Source organism: Streptomyces sp. PA03-3a, from assembly GCF_033792735.1.
Taxonomy (GTDB): Bacteria; Actinomycetota; Actinomycetes; order Streptomycetales; family Streptomycetaceae; genus Actinacidiphila.
On the sequence record NZ_JARAVM010000024.1, the window covers coordinates 18,459 to 35,774 of the forward strand.

The 17,316-nt window shown below is 72.5% G+C and carries 15 protein-coding genes; 6 read left to right on the forward strand and 9 right to left on the reverse strand.

Features of this window, described 5'->3' with window-relative positions; genetic code table 11:
- Positions 1-7 precede the first annotated feature (7 nt).
- Positions 8-1,213 (reverse strand): thiolase family protein, encoded by a 1,206-nt coding sequence (locus tag PV342_RS26545; protein ID WP_500318863.1) that lies wholly within the window; start codon positions 1,211-1,213, stop codon positions 8-10.
- A gap of 110 nt (positions 1,214-1,323) precedes the next feature.
- Between PV342_RS26545 and paaI the strand changes: the two genes are divergently transcribed.
- From paaI to PV342_RS26560, 3 genes are all read left to right on the forward strand, one after another.
- A complete protein-coding gene (paaI, locus tag PV342_RS26550) occupies positions 1,324-1,737 on the forward strand; it encodes a hydroxyphenylacetyl-CoA thioesterase PaaI (RefSeq protein ID WP_400798149.1) in 414 nt (137 codons plus the stop codon).
- A complete protein-coding gene (gene paaK, locus PV342_RS26555; RefSeq protein WP_018562410.1) occupies positions 1,734-3,080 on the forward strand; it encodes a phenylacetate--CoA ligase PaaK in 1,347 nt (448 codons plus the stop codon). The genes paaI and paaK overlap by 4 nt, the downstream gene beginning before the upstream one ends.
- 120 nt (positions 3,081-3,200) lie before the next feature.
- Positions 3,201-3,995 (forward strand): ArsR/SmtB family transcription factor, encoded by a 795-nt coding sequence (locus PV342_RS26560; protein ID WP_500318865.1) that lies wholly within the window; start codon positions 3,201-3,203, stop codon positions 3,993-3,995.
- 74 nt (positions 3,996-4,069) lie between these two features.
- On the opposite strand, the gene PV342_RS26565 is transcribed toward PV342_RS26560, so the two are convergent.
- From PV342_RS26565 to PV342_RS26595, 7 genes are all read right to left on the reverse strand, one after another.
- A complete protein-coding gene (locus PV342_RS26565; RefSeq protein WP_500318867.1) occupies positions 4,070-5,239 on the reverse strand; it encodes an MFS transporter in 1,170 nt (389 codons plus the stop codon).
- 144 nt (positions 5,240-5,383) lie between these two features.
- A complete protein-coding gene (locus tag PV342_RS26570) occupies positions 5,384-6,349 on the reverse strand; it encodes an acetylxylan esterase (RefSeq protein ID WP_500318869.1) in 966 nt (321 codons plus the stop codon).
- Positions 6,350-6,362: 13 nt separating this feature from the next.
- Positions 6,363-7,967: a glycoside hydrolase family 43 protein gene (locus PV342_RS26575; RefSeq protein ID WP_400798134.1), complete on the reverse strand. Its 1,605-nt coding sequence runs from the start codon at positions 7,965-7,967 to the stop codon at positions 6,363-6,365.
- Positions 7,964-10,312, reverse strand: a complete 2,349-nt coding sequence (locus tag PV342_RS26580) for a beta-xylosidase/alpha-l-arabinosidase (RefSeq protein ID WP_500318872.1) — start codon at positions 10,310-10,312, stop codon at positions 7,964-7,966. The genes PV342_RS26575 and PV342_RS26580 overlap by 4 nt, the downstream gene beginning before the upstream one ends.
- Entirely contained in the window at positions 10,309-11,127 is an 819-nt protein-coding gene (locus PV342_RS26585; protein ID WP_018562404.1) for a carbohydrate ABC transporter permease, read from the reverse strand. Before PV342_RS26585 ends, PV342_RS26580 begins: the two co-directional genes overlap by 4 nt.
- Entirely contained in the window at positions 11,127-12,056 is a 930-nt protein-coding gene (locus PV342_RS26590) for a carbohydrate ABC transporter permease (protein WP_361008070.1), read from the reverse strand. Before PV342_RS26590 ends, PV342_RS26585 begins: the two co-directional genes overlap by 1 nt.
- A 16-nt stretch (positions 12,057-12,072) precedes the next feature.
- Entirely contained in the window at positions 12,073-13,377 is a 1,305-nt protein-coding gene (locus tag PV342_RS26595) for an ABC transporter substrate-binding protein (RefSeq protein WP_433428611.1), read from the reverse strand.
- A 140-nt stretch (positions 13,378-13,517) separates the two neighbouring features.
- On the opposite strand from PV342_RS26595, the gene PV342_RS26600 reads away from it, so the two are divergent.
- Both PV342_RS26600 and PV342_RS26605 read left to right on the forward strand, forming a co-directional pair.
- Positions 13,518-14,567: a LacI family DNA-binding transcriptional regulator gene (locus PV342_RS26600; protein WP_199789252.1), complete on the forward strand. Its 1,050-nt coding sequence runs from the start codon at positions 13,518-13,520 to the stop codon at positions 14,565-14,567.
- A 215-nt stretch (positions 14,568-14,782) separates the two neighbouring features.
- Entirely contained in the window at positions 14,783-15,220 is a 438-nt protein-coding gene (locus PV342_RS26605) for a hypothetical protein (RefSeq protein ID WP_361008065.1), read from the forward strand.
- A gap of 70 nt (positions 15,221-15,290) precedes the next feature.
- Here the strand turns inward: PV342_RS26605 and PV342_RS26610 are convergent, their stop codons facing one another.
- Complete coding sequence (locus PV342_RS26610) at positions 15,291-16,469, reverse strand: acyl-CoA dehydrogenase family protein (protein WP_500318876.1); 1,179 nt, start codon at positions 16,467-16,469, stop codon at positions 15,291-15,293.
- Between the two features lie 342 nt (positions 16,470-16,811).
- Between PV342_RS26610 and PV342_RS26615 the strand changes: the two genes are divergently transcribed.
- Positions 16,812-17,258, forward strand: a complete 447-nt coding sequence (locus PV342_RS26615) for a hypothetical protein (RefSeq protein ID WP_500318877.1) — start codon at positions 16,812-16,814, stop codon at positions 17,256-17,258.
- The last annotated feature ends 58 nt before the right edge of the window (positions 17,259-17,316 follow it).

Here is a 17,316-nt window from a genome sequence, read left to right on the forward strand (position 1 = left end):
TCCGCTCTCACACCCGCTCCACCAGCATCGCCACGCCCTGGCCGACCCCCACGCAAAGGGTGGCCAGGCCACGGCGGCCGCCCTCGCGCTCCAGACGGCCGAGGAGGGTGAGCAGGATGCGGGCGCCGGAGCAGCCCAGCGGGTGGCCGAGCGCGATCGCGCCGCCGTCGGCGTTGACCCGCTCCTCGTCCAGCTTGAGGCGGCGGACGACCGCGAGCGCCTGGGCGGCGAAGGCCTCGTTGAGCTCGACGGCGTCCAGGTCGCCGATCTGCCATCCGGCGCGCGCGAGGGCTTTCTCCGTCGCCGGGACGGGTCCGAGGCCCATGAGGTGGGGCTCGACACCGGCGGTGGCGGTGGTGACGATCCGGGCGCGGGGGGCGAGCCCGTACCGCTCGACCGCGGCGCGGCCGGCGACCACGAGGGCGGCGGCACCGTCCGAGAGCGGCGAGGAGGAGCCGGCGGTCACGATGCCGTCCTCGCGGAAGATGGTGCGCAGCGACCCTAGCTTCTCCAGGGTGGTCGAGGGGCGCGGCCCCTCGTCGCGGGTGACCTCGCCGCCCTTGACGGCGACCGGCACGATCTCGCGGTCGAAGCGACCGGCCTCCTGGGCCGCGACGGCCCGCTGGTGGCTGCGCAGCGCGAAGGCGTCCGAGTCGGCGCGGGTGATCCCGTCCAGGGCGGCGACCTCCTCCGCGGTCTCCCCCATGGACAGGGTGTCCTTGGGGGTGAAGCGCGGGTTGGTGAAGCGCCAGCCCAGGGAGGTGTCGTGCACCTCGCCGGGCTTGGCCCACGGGGTGCCGGGCTTGGCCATCACCCACGGGGCGCGGGTCATCGACTCCACACCGCCGGCGACGACCAGGTCGGCCTCGCCGGAGCGGATCGCCTGCGCCGCCGAGGCGACGGCGGTGAGACCGGAGGCGCAGAGCCGGTTGACGGTGTAGCCGGGCACGGTGTGCGGCAGACCGGCCAGCAGCGCGGCCATCCGGGCGACGTCGCGGTTGTCCTCGCCTGCCTGGTTGGCGGCGCCGAGGATCACCTCGTCCACGGACTCGGCCGGGATCCCGGCACGGCCGACGGCCTCGCCGACCACCAGGGCGGCCAGGTCGTCGGGGCGCACGGACGCGAGTGCGCCGCCGTAGCGGCCCTGCGGGGTGCGCGCGCCGTCGATCAGGAAGACCTCGTCAGCGGGTCGCGCGAGGAGGTGCTGGGACATGCGTTCCACCTCTTGACAGGCAGTTCGGATGCTGGATTACCTTGGGCGTGCCGCACGCTAACCGAATGTTCGGTCGGTTCACAAGGGTGGTGACGATCGTGAGGGGTGCCATGGACGCGACACAGGGCCCGGCGGAGAGCATGTTCGCAGCGGACAAGGCGTCGCAGAGCCTCGGCATCGAGCTGCTGGAGACCGGCGACGGAACGGCCGTGCTGCGCATGACCGTCACGCCCGCGATGGTCAACGGGCACGGAATCGCCCACGGCGGCTACCTCTTCCTCTTCGCCGACACCGCCTTCGCCTGCGCCTGCAACAGCCACGGCCCGGTGACGGTCGCCGCCGGCGCCGACATCAGCTTCGTCGCCCCCGTCCACGAGGGGGACGAACTGGTGGCCACCGCGCAGGAGCGCACCCGCTTCGGCCGCAGCGGCATCTACGACGTGAGCGTCCTGCGGGGCGACCAGGTGGTCGCCGAGTTCCGCGGGCGCAGCCGCAGCATCGGACGCGCGAAGGAGAACGGATGAGCAGCGAGCCGGCGAACCGGGCGACCGCGGGGACGCGCCTGGGCGAGCCGCTCCCCCAGGGCCTGCTGGACCCCGCCGAGAAGCTGAGCCCCGCGCAGCTGCGGGAGCTGCAGTCGACCCGGCTCCGGGCGACGCTGCGCCACGCGTACGACAACGTCGAGGCGTACCGGAAGAAGTTCGACGAGGCCGGGCTGCGCCCCGAGGACTGCGCGAGCCTGGACGACCTGGCCCGCTTCCCCTTCACCACCAAGGCCGACCTGCGCGACAACTACCCCTTCGGCATGTTCGCCGTCCCCATGGACCAGGTGCGCCGCGTCCACGCCTCCAGCGGCACGACCGGCCTGCCCACCGTGGTGGGATACACCGAGAACGACCTGTCCATGTGGTCCGACGTGGTGGCCCGCTCCATACGCGCCGCCGGCGGCCGTCCCGGCCACAAGGTGCACATCTCCTACGGATACGGCCTGTTCACCGGTGGTCTGGGCGCGCACTACGGCGCCGAGCGCGCCGGGTGCACGGTGATCCCCGCCTCGGGCGGCATGACGGCCCGCCAGGTGCAGATCATCCAGGACTTCAGGCCCGAGATCATCATGGTCACCCCGTCCTACATGCTCACCCTGCTGGACGAGTTCGAGCGCCAGGGCGTCGACCCGCGCGGCACCTCGCTGCGGGTCGGCATCTTCGGCGCGGAGCCGTGGACGGAGGAGATGCGCCGGGAGATCGAGGAGCGCATGGACATCCACGCGGTCGACATCTACGGCCTGTCCGAGGTGATCGGCCCGGGCGTCGCCCAGGAGTGCGTGGAGACCAAGGACGGCCTGCACGTGTGGGAGGACCACTTCTACCCCGAGGTCGTCGACCCGATCACGGGCGAACCTCTGCCGGAGGGCGAGGAGGGCGAGCTCGTCTTCACCTCCCTCACCAAGGAGGCGCTGCCCATTATCCGTTACCGCACGCGCGACCTGACCCGGCTGCTGCCCGGCACCGCCCGCCCCGCCTTCCGCCGCATCCAGAAGATCACCGGCCGCTCCGACGACATGATCATCCTGCGCGGGGTGAACGTCTTCCCCAGTCAGATCGAGGAGATCGTGCTGCGCACACCCGGCGTGGCCCCGCACTTCCAGATCCGGCTCACCAAGCGCGGCCGGATGGACCACATGGAGGTCGTCGTCGAGGCGCGCCCGGACGCCGGGGCCGCACTGCGCGAGGAGGCGGCGCGCTCCGTCGCCGCCGGCGTCAAGGACGGCGTGGGCGTGAGCGTCGAGGTGACGGTCGTCGAACCCGACACCGTCGAGCGCTCCGTCGGCAAGATCCGCCGCGTACGGGATCTGCGGGCCGGATAGCGGCGCCGGACACCCGCCCCGCGCCCCTCCCCGGCCACCCGGATTGACATGCAGCCGTGTGGCTGCCTATGTTCGACAGGCAGCCACACGGCTGCATGTTCGCCGCGACGGGGAATCGGGATGGACGAGGTCTTCAGGGCACTGGCCGACGCCGGCCGCAGACGGCTGCTGGACAGCCTCAACGCGCGCAACGGCCAGACCCTGCGCGAGCTGTGCGCCGAGCTGGACATGGCCCGGCAGTCGGTCAGCAAGCACCTGTCCGTGCTGGAGAAGGCCCAGTTGGTCACCACGGTCCGGCGGGGCCGGGAGAAGCTGCACTACCTCAACGCCGCCCCGATCAACGCCGTCGCCGAGCGATGGATCGACCGGTACGACCGCGGGCGCGCGCAGGCGCTCGCCGACCTGCAGAGAGCATTGGAGCAGGCACCCATGAGCGAGTCCGCATTCGTCTACACGACGTACATCCGCACCACACCCGAGCGCCTCTGGCAGGCCCTCACCGACCCGGCGTTCACGCGCCGCTACTGGGGCGTCGCCTTCGAGACGGACTGGGCGGCCGGCTCGGCCATGGTCTGGGAGGAGGCCGGCGCCCGTACCGCCGATCCCGCCCAGGTCGTGCTGGAGTCCGAGCCGCCCCGCCGGCTCTCGTACACCTGGCACACCTTCACCCCGGAGTGGGCCGCCAACGCCGGGGTGGACGAGGAGTTGCGCGCCCGGCTGGCCGCGGACCGCCGCTCCCAGGTGACGTTCGAGATCGAACCGCTCGGGGAGACGGTCAGGCTGACCGTCGTCCACGAGGCCCACGACCCGGGCAGCGCGGTGCTGGGCATGGTCTCCCAGGGCTGGCCCGCCCTGGTGTCGGGCCTGAAGACGCTGCTGGAGACCGGCGAGCCGCTGCCGGAACCAAAGGCCTAGCCGCGGCCGAGCCGTTCTGTCGGGGGAGGTTGTGGACGCGATGCCCGCCGGCACGCCCCCCCGTTCGCGGCCGACTACGGGCTGGGCCGGGCGTCACCGCGATCGCTCACCGGCACGCCCTCCGCCGCGATACCGAAGCCCGGGCCGGCCCGGGTGGTACGCCGGCGCGTCGAACGCTCCCCGGCCGCCGCGACGACGGTGAGCACAAGGGTCAGGCCGACCCCGGCCAGGATCGCGACGTCCGGCCCGGTCACCTTGAGCAACGCACCGGAGAGGCTGCCCGCCGCGGCGTAGCCCGCGCCCACGGCGGCGTACATCACCGAGTAGCCGGCTGCGAGCGCGCTGGCGGGCAGGACCTGCCGCAGTTGCAGGTTCCGGGTCAGCATCGCCCCCGCCTGCAGGATACCGGCGACCAGCAGGATCGCGCCCATCCAGGGCGCCGACGGCAGCACGGCGACGAGCGCCACGCACGCCGACACCGCGAGCAGGAGCACCAGCGACTGCACGGGCAACCGCCCCGGCCAGGCGGCGCGCAGCCCGTACAGGAAGGACCCGACCCCCGACCCGGCCACGAACCCGGCGAGCAGCGGCCCGGCGAGACCGAGTGCCATCCCCCGGTGCTCCAGGAGCGCCGGCAGGATCAGTTCGGCGAGGGCGAGCAGCGACAAGGACGCGGCGCCCGTGACGTAGACCGGCCAGGCCCGGATCGTGATCCGCAGCATCGACTCACCGCCGCGGTCCCGGCGGTCGGTCTGCCATCCGGCGGGCAGCGCCCACAGACCGGCCACCGAGGCCGCCATGAGGACGGCGGCGAGCAGCAGCGGGATGTACGGGGCCACGCCCAGCGCGAGCCCCGTCACCGCGGCCGGGCTCACCGCCCAGATCGCGAACGTCAGCACCGACTCGGCGCTGAGCGCCTGCGTCACGGCCCGCTCCGGCACGATCGAGGTGAGCAGTTGCCGCATGCCACCGGGGGCGGCGGCGGGAGCCGCCCCCGCCAGGAACGCGAACCCGGCCAGTACGGCGGGGTGGGCGCCGGGCAGGACCCCGAGGCCGGCGAAGCCCACCGCTCCCGCCGCGAGCCCCAGCGCCAACTGCGGCCGTGCCCGCTCGGCTTCGAGCCGTATGCCGAGCAGTGGCGCCCCGGCGATCTCCCCGATCACATAGGCGGCGGCGAGCAGCGCGCCGAACGTGTAGCCACCGGGCCGCTCCCGCACCAGGAACACCAGCGCGAGCGGTGCCATGGCCACCGGCATCCGCGCCCCCACGGCCACGGCCCCCCCAGGTCAGGACGGGCCGGATGAGGATGTGGCGGTACATGCCCAGGGACATGGGGGCGACCGTAGCCGGGGGTCCGGTACCCGGCAACAGGTCTGCCGGGCGGGGCGTCAGAACCGCGCGCGCAGGAAGGCCAGTGCCTCCGTGTCGTCGTCGATCGCGCCGCCCTCGTGGCCGTTCCAGGGCCACACGGCCATCTCTTTGGGCCCCGCGTACGCGTTGTACGCGGCGAAGACCGTCGAGGGCGGCGTGATCTCGTCCATCAGTGCCGCGGAGAAGCGGGCCGGCACCTTGGCGCGGGCGGCGAAGTTGACGCCGTCGAAGTAGGACAGGGTGCGCATGGCCCGCTCGGCGTTGCCGCGGTGGACGGCGAGGTAGCGGCCGATCTCGCGGTACGGGTCGGCGTCCGTGATGACCGCGGCCCGGGGGAAGTCGCACAGGAACGGGACGTGCGCCACCAGGGCGTGCACCTCGGGGGCGAGGGCCGCCACGGCGAGCGCGGTGCCGCCGCCCTGGCTCGCGCCGAGGACCGCGATCCGGCCGGCGTCGACCGAGGGCAGCGTACGGACCGCGTCCACGGCGCGGACGGCGTCCGTGAACAGGCGGCGGTAGTAGTAGGTGCGGGGGTCGTCGATGCCGCGGGTCATCATGCCGGGGGCCTGCGGGCCCGTGGTGCCGGAGTCGGGGGTGTCGCCGCGGCTCCAGCCCGAGCCCTGGCCCCGGGTGTCCATCTGGAAGTGGGCGAAGCCCGCGGACGCCCACAGCAGGTTGTCCAGGGCGTGGCCCCTGCCGCCGCCGTAGCCGACGTACTGGACGACCGCGGGCAGCGGTCCCTCGGCGCCGTGCGGCAGCCGCAGCCAGGCCCGTACGGGCTCGCCGCCGAAGCCGGGGAAGGTGACGTCGAAGACGGCCACCGTGCTCAGCCGGGGTCCGGGCGCGGGGGTGACGGCGACCGCGGCCGTCCCGGCGGCGCGCGACTCGGCGAGCGTCGTCCGCCAGAAGTCGTCGAAGTCGGCGGGCACGGTCTGGGTGCTGCGGTGGTCCCGCAGTTCGGCCTCGGGGAGGTCGGTGAACAACGTCGGCTCCAGGTCAGGGGGCGAGCGGCCGGTAGTCGAACCAGTCGACGTCGGCGACGGTGGCGGAGGGGGCGCCGTGGGCGGTGGCGTACGGGCCGAGCCAGACCCCGAGGAAGCCGCCGGCGCGGGGCGAGCTGAGGAAGCCGCCGTCCACGGCGGTCAGTTCGGTCTCCACGTCCGGTCCCGCGCCGGCTGGGGCGTAGCGCAGCCCGTAGCGCTGGCCCTCGGCGTGGATCCGCAGCACCACGGGGCCGGAAGGCAACGGCGCCTCCGCGACCAGGCGTTCGTCGCCGCCGGTGCGGACCGCGGCGAGCACGCGGCGGCCGCCGCGGCCGTCGCCGGCCACCGCGAACACCAGATGGTCGGCCTCGGACTGGCGGACGGCGAGCCCCGCCCACTCCCGCGGCGTCCGGGGCTCCACGTCCACGAGCGCGCGGACGCTGACGTCCTGGTGCTGCTGACGCCGGCCGAGGAAGCAGGGGGTGCCGGCCTCGGCGAGTGTCGCGGGCCCGAGCGGCAGCCGAAGCGCGCCGGGGCGTGCGGTGAGCGACCAGAAGGGTTCCGCGGTGCGCACCTGGTTCCACCGCGGGTCCAGCAGGGGGCCGTCGAAGTCGTCGCGCACCGGCTCCGGTTGAGGCCCGTCCGCGGGAGCGGCGACCGCGGGCGGGCGGAACGGGCCGAGCGTGGTGCCGACGCCGGGTGCGAAGAGCGGCCAGCCGTCCTCCCAGCGCACCGGGACGAGGAAGGTCTCCCGTCCGAGGTTGGGGTGGTACCCGCCGTACGGGCGGCTGCCGAGCAGCACCGCCCACCACTCCCCCTCCGCCGTCCGCACCAGATCGGCGTGGCCGACGCCGACGACGGGGAAGTCGCGGCCCAAGTGGCGGTGGGTGAACACCGGGTTGGCCGGGTTGCCGGTGTACGGGCCGGTGACGTGGTCGGCCCGAGCGACGCTGACGGCGTGCCGGTGCTCCGTGCCACCCTCCGCGGCCAGCAGGTAGTAGCGGCCGTCCACCTTGTACAGGTGGGGCCCCTCGGCCCACACCGCGCCGTGCAGCGCCCCGCGCCACAGCAGGTGTTCGGGGCCGGTGAGGGTCAGCTCCGCGGTGTCGAACTCCCGCAGCCAGACGTCGGTGTGGCCCTCCCACTCCCCGGGTTCCGCGAGCCGTGTGCCGGTGCACCAGGCGCGGCCGTCGTCGTCGAAGAAGAGGGAGGGGTCGACGCCGGGGGCGTCGTCCAGCCACACCGGGTCGCTCCACGGCCCGGCGGGGTCGGTGGCGGTGACGACGAAGGTGCCGCCCCGCCCGCTGCCGCCGACCAGGGTGGTCACGACGTAGAAGCGGCCCTGGTGGTGCCGGATCGTCGCGGCGAAGATCCCCTCGGAGGAGGCGACGGTGCCGAGGTCCACCTGGGAGGGCCGGTCCAGGACGTGCCCGACGGGCCGCCAGTGGACCAGGTCGCGGCTGTGGAACACCGGGATGCCCGGGAAGTACTCGAAGGTCGAGGTGATCAGATAGTAGTCGGCCCCGACCCGGCAGACGCTCGGGTCGGGATGGCAGCCCGGCAGGACGGGGTTGACGACGGTCCCCGCCGCCGACCCCGTCCCTTCGGGCACGCTCACCTGGACTCCTCCGGCGCGCCGGTGACCAGCGCGTGCAGTCGCCGGGTGTGGTCCACCTGCCGTGCAGGCCCGGTCAGTTCGGCCCGTACGCTGAACCGGACGTCGGTGCTCGACGCGGCCAGCCGCACCTCCAGCTCCCCCGGTTCCACGACGCGGCGGCCGTCCCGGCCGGTGAAGGCGGCGACGTCGGCGGGGACCGTGACGTCGATGCGCCGCGCCTCGCCCGCCTCCAGCGGCACCCGCAGATAGCCGACGAGCCGCTGCACCGGCTGGACGACGGAGGCGATCGGGTCGTGCAGGTAGACCTGGACGACCTCGCTGCCCGCGCGGCCGCCGGTGTTGCGGACGGTGAAGGACAGCTCGAGCTCGCCGTCGGTGCCGGTCACGGCGCGCCCGTCGGAGGCTCCGTGCACCTGCGGCGCCGACCACTCGAAGTCCGTGTACGTCAGCCCGTGGCCGAAGCCGAAGGCGGCGGCGGGGTCGATGTTGGAGACCTCGCTGGCCCGCGCGAGCGGCGCGGCGAGGTAGGTGGAGGGCTGGACGCCCGGGTGCCTGGGCACGCTCACCGGCAGCCGCCCGGACGGGTTGATCCGCCCGCTCAGCACCCCGGCGAGGGCCGGGGTGCCCTCCTGCCCCGGGAAGAAGGTCTGGACGACGGCAGCGGCCTCCTCCACGGCCCGCCCGAGGGCGTAGGGGCGGCCGGCCAGCAGGGTGAGCACGACGGGCGTCCCCGTGTCGAGGAGCGCGTCGAGTAGCCGTTGCTGCACGCCGGGCAGGGTCAGCGACTCCGCGTCGCAGCCTTCGCCGCTGGTGCCGCGGCCGAAGAGCCCGGCGCGGTCGCCGAGCGCCGCGACGACCACGTCGGCGTCCAGGGCCGCGCGCACGGCCGTCGCGATCCCGGAGACATCGCCGTCGTCGATGCCGCAGCCGGCGACGGTGACGATCTCCGAGCCGGGGAACTCCGCCACCAGGGCCTGGCGCAGGGTGGGCAGGTCGATTCCGGCCGGGGTGTCGGGGTGCTGCGCGCCGACGTGCACCGGGAAGGAGTAGCAGCCCAGCACCGCGGTCGGGGTCTCCGCCTGGGGCCCGATGAGCGCGATGCGGGCGGGCCGCTCCAGGGGCAGGGTGCCGTCGTTGCTCAGCAGGACGGCGGACCGCTCGGCGAGGCGCCGCGACAGGTCCTTGTGGGCGGCGGAGTTCAGGTCGACCGTGCCGCGCAGGGCCTGCGGGTCGGTGAGGTCGGCCCCGGCGAGCGCGGACGGCACCGGGCTCCACCCGGGGTCGAGCAGGCCGAGCTGCGCCTTCTGGGTCAGGACGCGGCGCAGCGCGCGGTCCACGAGCTTCTCGTCGACCACGCCCGCGGCGACGGCGTCCCGGAGCGGCTGCCCGAAGGTCTTGACGGTGGGGAGCTCCACGTCCACGCCGGCGTGCAGGGCGGTGCCCGCGGCGTCCGCCCAGTCGGCGGCGACGCCGTGCAGGGTCTTGAGGAAGGCGATCCCGAAGTAGTCGGCGACGACGGTCCCGTCGAAGCCCCAGGTGTCGCGGAGCAGCCCGGTCAGGAGTTCCTCGTCGGCGGCCGAGGGCACGCCGTCGGTGTCGGTGTACGCGTGCATCACGGACCGGACGCCGCTCTCCCGGACCGCCATCTCGAAGGGCGGCAGGACGACGTCGGCACGCTCGCGCGGACCCATGCTGACCGGTGCCAGGTTGCGCCCGGCACGGGAGGCGGAGTAGCCGGCGAAGTGCTTGAGGGTGGCCACGATGCCCGCGGACTCCAGGCCCTGGATGTAGGCGGTGGCGATGGTCCCGACGAGGTAGGGGTCCTCGCCGACGGTCTCCTCGACCCGGCCCCAGCGCGCGTCGCGCACGACGTCGAGGACGGGGGCCAGGCCCTGGTGGACGCCGACCGAGCGCATGTCGCGGCCGATGGCCGCGGCCATCATCCGGACCAGCCCGGGGTCGAAGGAGGCGCCCCAGGACAGCGGGACGGGGTAGGTCGTGGCGCCCCAGGCGGCGAAGCCCGCGAGGCACTCCTCGTGGGCCATGGCCGGGATGCCGAACCGGTTCGCGGCGGCGATCCGTTCCTGGGTGCGCATCAGGGACAGCGCCCCCAGGGCGGGGTCGACAGGGACGGTGCCGAAGGGCCGGGTGAGCTGCCCGAGGCCGTCCGGCAGGAGCTCGTCGAGGCTGGGCGGCTCCTCCATGTCGTGCTGGTGGGGGGCGACTTCGGCACCTTCGCCGGAGGCGCCGACCCAGACGCCGTAGAGCTGGGCGATCTTCTCGTCCAGGGTCATCTCGCGGATGAGCGCCTCGACGCGGGAGTCGGCGGTCACGTTGTCGTTCACTTTCCTCCGACGCCCATGAGGCCCTGCACGAGGGCACGGCGGGCGAAAAGGTAGACGAGCAGGACGGGAATCGTGGACAGCACCACGGCGGCCAGCAGGCCGGGGATGTTGATGCCGTACTGGGTCCGGAAGTTGTAGAGCCCCAGAGTGAGCACCTTGGTCTCCTCGGACTGGGTGAGCACCAGGGGGAAGAGGAAGCCGTTCCAGGCCTGCAGGGCGGAGAAGACGACGATCGTCGACAGTCCGCTTCCGGACAGCGGCAGGACGAGCTGGAAGAAGGTCCGCCGGACGGAGGCGCCGTCCATGGCCATCGCCTCGAACAGCTCGCTGGTGATGTCACGCATCGTGCCGGTCAGGATCAGGGTGCAGACCGGCAGGCAGAACGCCGCGGTCGGCAGGATGACGCCGATGAGGTTGTCGTAGAGCCCGGCCTTGCTGATCACGTAGAACATCGGGACGATCACGGCCTGCGCGGGGATGGCCAGGCCCAGCAGGAAGAGCCGGAACACCTGGGACACACCGCGGCCCCGGTTGCGGACGATGGTGAACGCCAGCGGCGGCACGAGCAGTAGCACGATGGCCACGACGCTGACCGTGACGACGACCGTGTTCAGGAAGTACTGCCCGAAGCCGTTGCTGAAGTCCTGGACGTAGTTGTCCAGGGTGAAGGAACGGGGGAAGGACAGCGGGCCGCCCGCGCTGTAGTCGGCGCGCGACTGCACGGTGGCGCCGAGCATGACGTACAGCGGCGTGCCGACCAGGCCCAGCCACAGCAGGGCGCCCAGTCCCGCGAGGTAGTTGGGGCGTCGCCTCATCAGAGCCCCTCCTTGGTGCCGGCCATCTTGTCGTAGCCGGAGACGCGGACGACGACCAGCGAGATCACCGTGGCGACGACGACGAGCATCAGCGCGACCGCTGCGCCGGCGCCGAAGTCGAAGCCCTTGAACGCCTTGTCGTACATGTAGTAGGCGCTGATCGTGGTGTCGGTGCCGGGGCCGCCCTGGGTGAGGATCAGCACCGTGTCGAAGGTGGTGAGACCACCGACGATCATCAGGATCATCGAGGTGATGATCGAGTTGCGCAGCTGCGGCAGCGTGACGTGGAAGAACTGCCGTACGGTGCCCGCGCCGTCGATCTCGGCGGCCTGGTAGAGCACCTGCGGGACGGCCCGCGCCGCGCCCTGGTAGATCAGCGCGTGGAACGGGGTGAACTGCCAGGTGCTGACGAAGACGAGTACGCCGATCGCGGCGGTCTGCGTGCCGAAGAGGTTGCCGTCGCCGAACAGCCAGCGCGCCTGCGAGGGGACACCGAAGTTGGGGTCGAGCAGTGCGCGCCACAGCACCGAGACGGCGGTGGCGGAGAGCAGCAGCGGCACGAAGAAGATCGCGGACAGCACGGCGCGGTTCCGCTCCGGACCGGCCGCCCAGACGCCGAGCAGGATGCTCAGCGGGGTCTGGACGACGACGCCGAGCACGGTGAGCAGCACGCTCAGCCAGAGGCTCTTGATCATCACCGGGTCCTGGAAGACCTTGACCCAGTTGTCGAAGCCCGCGTACTCGGGCGAGCCCAGACCGCTCCAGCTGGTGAAGGAGAGGACCGCCACCAGTACCAGCGGCACGATGGCGAAGAGGGCGAAGAAGATCGTGGCGGGGAGCGCCCAGGCGAGGCCCGGCCGGCCGATGGAACGGCCGGCCGGACGACGCGTCTGCCGCTTGCCCGTCACGGTGGCGGTGAGGGAGACCATGCGGGGGACGTCGCTCTCAGGAGGTGGGCAGGGCCTGCATGGCCTTGATGAAGCCGTCCGCGTCGATCTGGCCGTTGAAGAACTGCTGCACGGCCTGCTGGATCGGCGTGCCGGCCGACGGCGGGTAGGCCTGGTCCCACGACAGCTGGAACGACGGGGCCTTCTCGACCAGGTCGAACTGGTACTTCAGGTACTCGGGGTGGTCCGTCGTGTCGAGGAACTGGGTCGTGTTCGTGGTGGTCGGCAGGTTGCCGATGGCCAGCTGCTGCTTGACGAAGTCGTCGGAGTACATGAGCTTGAGGAACTCCGCCACCGCTTCGGGGTGCTCGGTCTTCTTCAGCACCGAGTAGAAGTTGTTGGTGTTGCCGACGACGTTCGCGGCGTCACCCTTGCCGCCGGAGACGGACGGGAAGTTGGTGTAGCCCAGGTCGTTCTTGGCGAAGTCCGGGCTGGCGTCCTGCTGCGTGGAGTACTCCCAGGAGCCCATGAGCTCGAAGCCGGCCTTGCCGGAGGCCAGCAGCTGGGGCGAGCCGCCGTCGGTGAACTTCACCGAGTCGTAGTTGGTGCCGAAGGCACCGGCGTCGATCAGCTCCTTGAGCATGCCCAGCGCCTTCTTGCTGTCCTCGCTCTCCCAGGCGCTCTTGTCGCCGCCGAGCGCCTTGGTGAACAGCTCCGGGCCGGCGATGCGGTCGTAGAGGTACTCGAACCACATCAGGGTCGGCCACCGGTCACCGCCGCCGAGCGCGATCGGGGTGACGCCCTTGGCCTTGAGCTTTCGGACGGCGTCCAGGAGCTCGTCCCAGGTCTTCGGCGGCTGGACGCCGGCGTCGGCGAGCACCTTCTTGTTGTTGAACATCAGCACCGGCTGGGTGCCGCGCATCGGAACGCCGTAGGACTTGCCGTCGACGACCGCGGTGTTGAAGACCGAGGGCAGGAAGTTGTCCTTCAGGCCCGGGTCCTTCTTGATGAAGTCGTCGAGCGGGAGCAGCAGACCGGCCTTCACGAACGGCTGGATGCTGCCGCCTCCCCAGTTGAAGAAGACGTCGGGGGCCTGCTTGGTGTTGATGACGGTCTGCAGCTTCTGCTGGTAGTCCGCACCGGGGATCGTGTCGAGGACGGCCTTGACCTTCGAGGTCTTGTTGAACTCGGCGACGATCGCCCTCTCCACCTTGTTCGCGGAGTCGCCGTACACGAGGACGTGGATCGTCCCGGAATCACCCCCCGCCGAGGCGCCGTCACCGCCGCAGGCGGTCAGGGTCAGACCCAGTGCCAGTGTCGCGCCGCCGGCGACGGCACGGGGGAACCACGCACGCTTCTTCATGTTCGACCTCTCGAAAGTTTCGGCCACTTTGCCGAAATTCGTTTGATGAGGGACCGTAGGCGCCCCCCTCGTCGGGGTCAACAGCGGGGAATTGACGCGACCAAACCGTTACCGAACGGCGGTGCTCTATCCTGTGCGGCATGCGTGATGATGAGACCGAGGGCAGGATCACTCTGGCCGATGTGGCTTCGAAAGCGGGCGTGTCACTTTCGACAGTTTCGAAGGTGCTCAATGGACGTCCCGACGTGGCCGCGCCGACCCGGAGCAAGGTCGAACGCCTGCTGGAGGCGAACGGCTACCAGCGCCCCTCCCCCACCCAGCCCGAGTCGCGGCTGATCGAGATCGTCTTCCACGAACTCGAGAGCGTCTGGGCGATGGAGCTCATCCGGGGCGTGGAGAACGTCGCCAAGAGCCGCAACATGAGCGTGGTGCTCACCGAGAGCGGCACCCGGCACGCCCCCGGCCCCGAGTGGATCGAGGGCGTGCTCCGCCGCCGCCCGCTCGGCGTCGTCCTGGTCTTCTCCTCGCTGCCCGACGACATCAAGCGCAAGCTGCGCTCACGGGCCATCAACTTCGTGATCATCGACCCGGCCGGCGACCCCGAGCCCGACGTCCCGTCCGTGGGCTCGGCGAACTGGGCCGGCGGCGTCGCGGCCACCCGCCACCTCATCGACCTCGGCCACCGCCGCATCGGGATCATCACCGGACCCGACGACATGCTGTGCTCCCTGGCCCGCCTCGACGGCTTCCGATCGGCCATGGGCATGGCAGGACTCACCGTCGACAACGACCTGATCCGCTACGGGGACTTCCACGTCCAGGGCGGTCACGACGGCGCCCTCGCCCTGCTGGAGCAGCCCGACCCGCCGACCGCCATCTTCGCGGGCAGCGACCTGCAGGCACTGGGCGTCCTGGAGGCGGCCCGGGTCAAGGGGCTGCAGGTGCCCCGCGACCTGTCCGTGGTGGGCTACGACGACATCCCGCTCGCCCAGTGGGCGAGCCCGTCGCTGACCACCGTCAACCAGCCGCTGGTCGAGATGGCCGAGGAGGCCGCCCGGATGCTGCTCCGGCTCTCGCAGCCCGAGGAGGTCGGCGACAAGAGCAACACCCGTATGGAGCTTGGCGTCAGACTGGTCGTCAGGAAGAGCACGGCATCCCCGCGGGAGCCCGGGGCGACCCCCGGGGGCTGACACCCGAAAGGGCGCGGAACGGGCGCACGGCGGCGTCCGCGGGGGCGCGGGGCACCCCCTGGAGCGGCGATGTGACGAAGGCCACACTCGATGTCAACGCTCTTCGGGGTGGCGGCGATTACCGCGGGCGCGAGGCGGGAAATGCTCGCTATGGCCGAGGCCAAGAGCCCGGCCGGCCCCGCTGGTGGGCGTTCTTCTGAGGGGGAGATGCACCCATGCGCACCCACGCACGACATGGCCGCGGCGAACGCACGCCGGCGGTGCTCGAGGAGGAGCACGAACGTCGCGAGCCGTTCGAGCTGCTGACGGCGGACGACGCCGACGACGCCTTCGACGACGAGGGCTATGAGATCTTCCGGGTGCACTGCCCCGACTGTGCCCGCCCGATCGCCCTCCTCGCCGACGAGGACGTCCTGCCGCAGCACGCGCTGTGCGCCTCGCCGTGGAACCCGTTCGGGCTGACGGTCTGCCCCGGCTCGGGCCGTCCCACGCCCGAGGTCGCGCCGGCCGACGACGACGCCCGCGCCGAGGACCTCGAATGGGGCGCGCTGCTGACGCTCCCCGTCGGGCTGGACTGGCGCACTCAGCCGTTCTCCCACGTCGGCGGGCCCGGTTCCCGGCCGATCCGCGTACCGTTCCAGCGCGCGGCCTGAACCGCGCCCACCGCGTACGCACGGTGCCGCGCCGCCTCTGCCGGGCGGCGCGGCACCGTCGCGCCGGGGCTCAGCGCTCCTTGCTCTCCGGACCGGCGAGGCTGCGGGCGATCACCATGCGCTGGATCTGGTTGGTGCCCTCGACGATCTGCAGCACCTTGGCCTCCCGCATGTACCGCTCGACCGGGAAGTCGGCGGTGTAGCCGTAACCACCGAGCAGCTGCACCGCGTCCGTGGTCACCTGCATCGCGGCGTCCGTGCAGAACAGCTTGGCCATGGCGGCCTGCCGGGAGAACGGCCGGCCCGCGTCACGCAGCCGGGCCGCCGCGAGGTACAGCGCCCGGCCGGCCTCGATCCTGGTGGCCATGTCGGCGATCATGAAGCGCAGCCCCTGGAAGTCCACGACGGGACGGCCGAACTGCTGCCGGGTCATCCCGTACGCGAGCGCCTCGTCGAGGGCGGCCTGGGCGACGCCGATGGCGCAGGCGGCGATGCCGAGGCGGCCGGAGTCGAGGGCCGACAGGGCGATGGTGAAGCCCTGGCCCTCGTCGCCGACGCGGCGGCTGTCGGGGACGGTCACGCCGTCGAAGTAGACCTGGGCCGTGGGCGACCCCTTCATGCCCATCTTCTTCTCCGGGACCGCCGCGGTCAGGCCCGGCGCGTCGCCGGGCACCAGGTACGCGGTGATGCCGCGCGCGCCCTCGGCACCGCTGCGGGCGAGCACCGTGTAGAAGTCCGCGACACCGCCGTGGGTGATCCACGCCTTGGTGCCGTCGATCCGCCATGCCGCTCCCTCGCGGGTCGCCCGGGTGCGCAGGGAGGCGGCGTCGGAGCCCGCGGCGGGCTCGGAGAGGCAGTAGGCGCCGAGCAGGGAGCCGCCGAGCATGGCGGGCAGGTGCTCGGTGCGCTGCTCCTTGCTGCCGTAGTGGGCGACGGCGTGGCAGGCCAGGGTGTGCACGCTGACGCCGAGGCCGACCGTGAGCCGGGCCGCGGCCAGTTCCTCGAGCACCTGCAGGTACACCTCGTACGGCTGGCCACCGCCGCCGTACTCCTCCGGGTAGGGCAGTCCGAGCAGCCCCGCCTCGCCGATGAGGCGGAAGACCTCGCGCGGGAAGACGCCCGCGTCCTCCTCCTCGGCCGCCCGGGGCTTGATCTCCCGCTGGGCCAGCTCGCGTACGAGCGCGAGCAGGTCGCGGGCCTCCTCGGTGGGAAGCTGTCGGTCCACCGGCTGAAGGCCGTCGTGGGACATGGCGGCACTCTCCTCCCTGTCGGGCGCTGCGGCGGCGTCCGCTCAGGGTGTGGCGGCGCTACCGGGTCGTCGACCGTCGACCGATGGTCTCCCGCCGGGTCACGGCATGGTCCGACCTGCGGCTTCGGCGCGTTGGAGTATGCCCGATCGGAGGCGTCGGAGTCACGGGGTGCCAGGCCTTCCGGGGCGAGCGGCGGCGGATTTTTCCATACCGCACACCCGGTGGCCGGCTTTTCGCAAGGCTGTACGGACTGATGGGCCGTTCGGGTTAACGTCGTCGCGCGCGCGGTGCGCGTGCGGGACGTGAGCGACCCGCGTCGCAAGCGAGGAAAGGTGATGCCGGTGTCCGTGTTCCGTGCGTGGGTCCCGAGGGTGGCCGCGGTGGCGGTCGTCGCGATGGCGGTGACGGGCTGCGGCGGCCAGGACACGGATGCGGCGGGCGGGCCGGTCGCCCTGGAGCGGATCGGCGAGGCCGTCGGGTGCACCCCGCAGTTGCAGACCGACGTGGAGGACCTGCGCCAGGGGGCGTGCACGACGGCACGCGGTGCCTACGTGATGCTCACCTTCACCAGCTCCGCCGGCCAGAAGTCGTGGCTGGAGGAGGCGGAGCCGTACGGCGGCTCCTACCTGATCGGCGAGCGCTGGGTGGTGGAGGCCGAACCCGAGGCGCTGGAGCCGGTGCGCGAGAAGCTGGGCGGCAGGGTCGAGGAGGGCGCGCACCACGGGCATTCCGGCGGCTCGTCCTCCGCGCCCTCGTCCTCCGCGCCCTCGTCCTCCGCGAGCCGCTGATCGGCCTCGGCACGGCGAGGCCCGGCACGGCGAGGCCCGGCACACGTCAGCCTGCGCC

Coding starts and splice junctions, on each gene's coding strand:
- PV342_RS26545 (WP_500318863.1), bottom strand. CDS start 1,213: ATGTCCCAGCACCTCCTCGCGCGACCCGCTGACGAGGTCTTCCTGATC.
- paaI (WP_400798149.1), top strand. CDS start 1,324: ATGGACGCGACACAGGGCCCGGCGGAGAGCATGTTCGCAGCGGACAAG.
- paaK (WP_018562410.1), top strand. CDS start 1,734: ATGAGCAGCGAGCCGGCGAACCGGGCGACCGCGGGGACGCGCCTGGGC.
- PV342_RS26560 (WP_500318865.1), top strand. CDS start 3,201: ATGGACGAGGTCTTCAGGGCACTGGCCGACGCCGGCCGCAGACGGCTG.
- PV342_RS26565 (WP_500318867.1), bottom strand. CDS start 5,239: ATGGCACCGCTCGCGCTGGTGTTCCTGGTGCGGGAGCGGCCCGGTGGC.
- PV342_RS26585 (WP_018562404.1), bottom strand. CDS start 11,127: ATGAGGCGACGCCCCAACTACCTCGCGGGACTGGGCGCCCTGCTGTGG.
- PV342_RS26590 (WP_361008070.1), bottom strand. CDS start 12,056: ATGGTCTCCCTCACCGCCACCGTGACGGGCAAGCGGCAGACGCGTCGT.
- PV342_RS26595 (WP_433428611.1), bottom strand. CDS start 13,377: ATGAAGAAGCGTGCGTGGTTCCCCCGTGCCGTCGCCGGCGGCGCGACA.
- PV342_RS26600 (WP_199789252.1), top strand. CDS start 13,518: ATGCGTGATGATGAGACCGAGGGCAGGATCACTCTGGCCGATGTGGCT.
- PV342_RS26605 (WP_361008065.1), top strand. CDS start 14,783: ATGCGCACCCACGCACGACATGGCCGCGGCGAACGCACGCCGGCGGTG.
- PV342_RS26610 (WP_500318876.1), bottom strand. CDS start 16,469: ATGTCCCACGACGGCCTTCAGCCGGTGGACCGACAGCTTCCCACCGAG.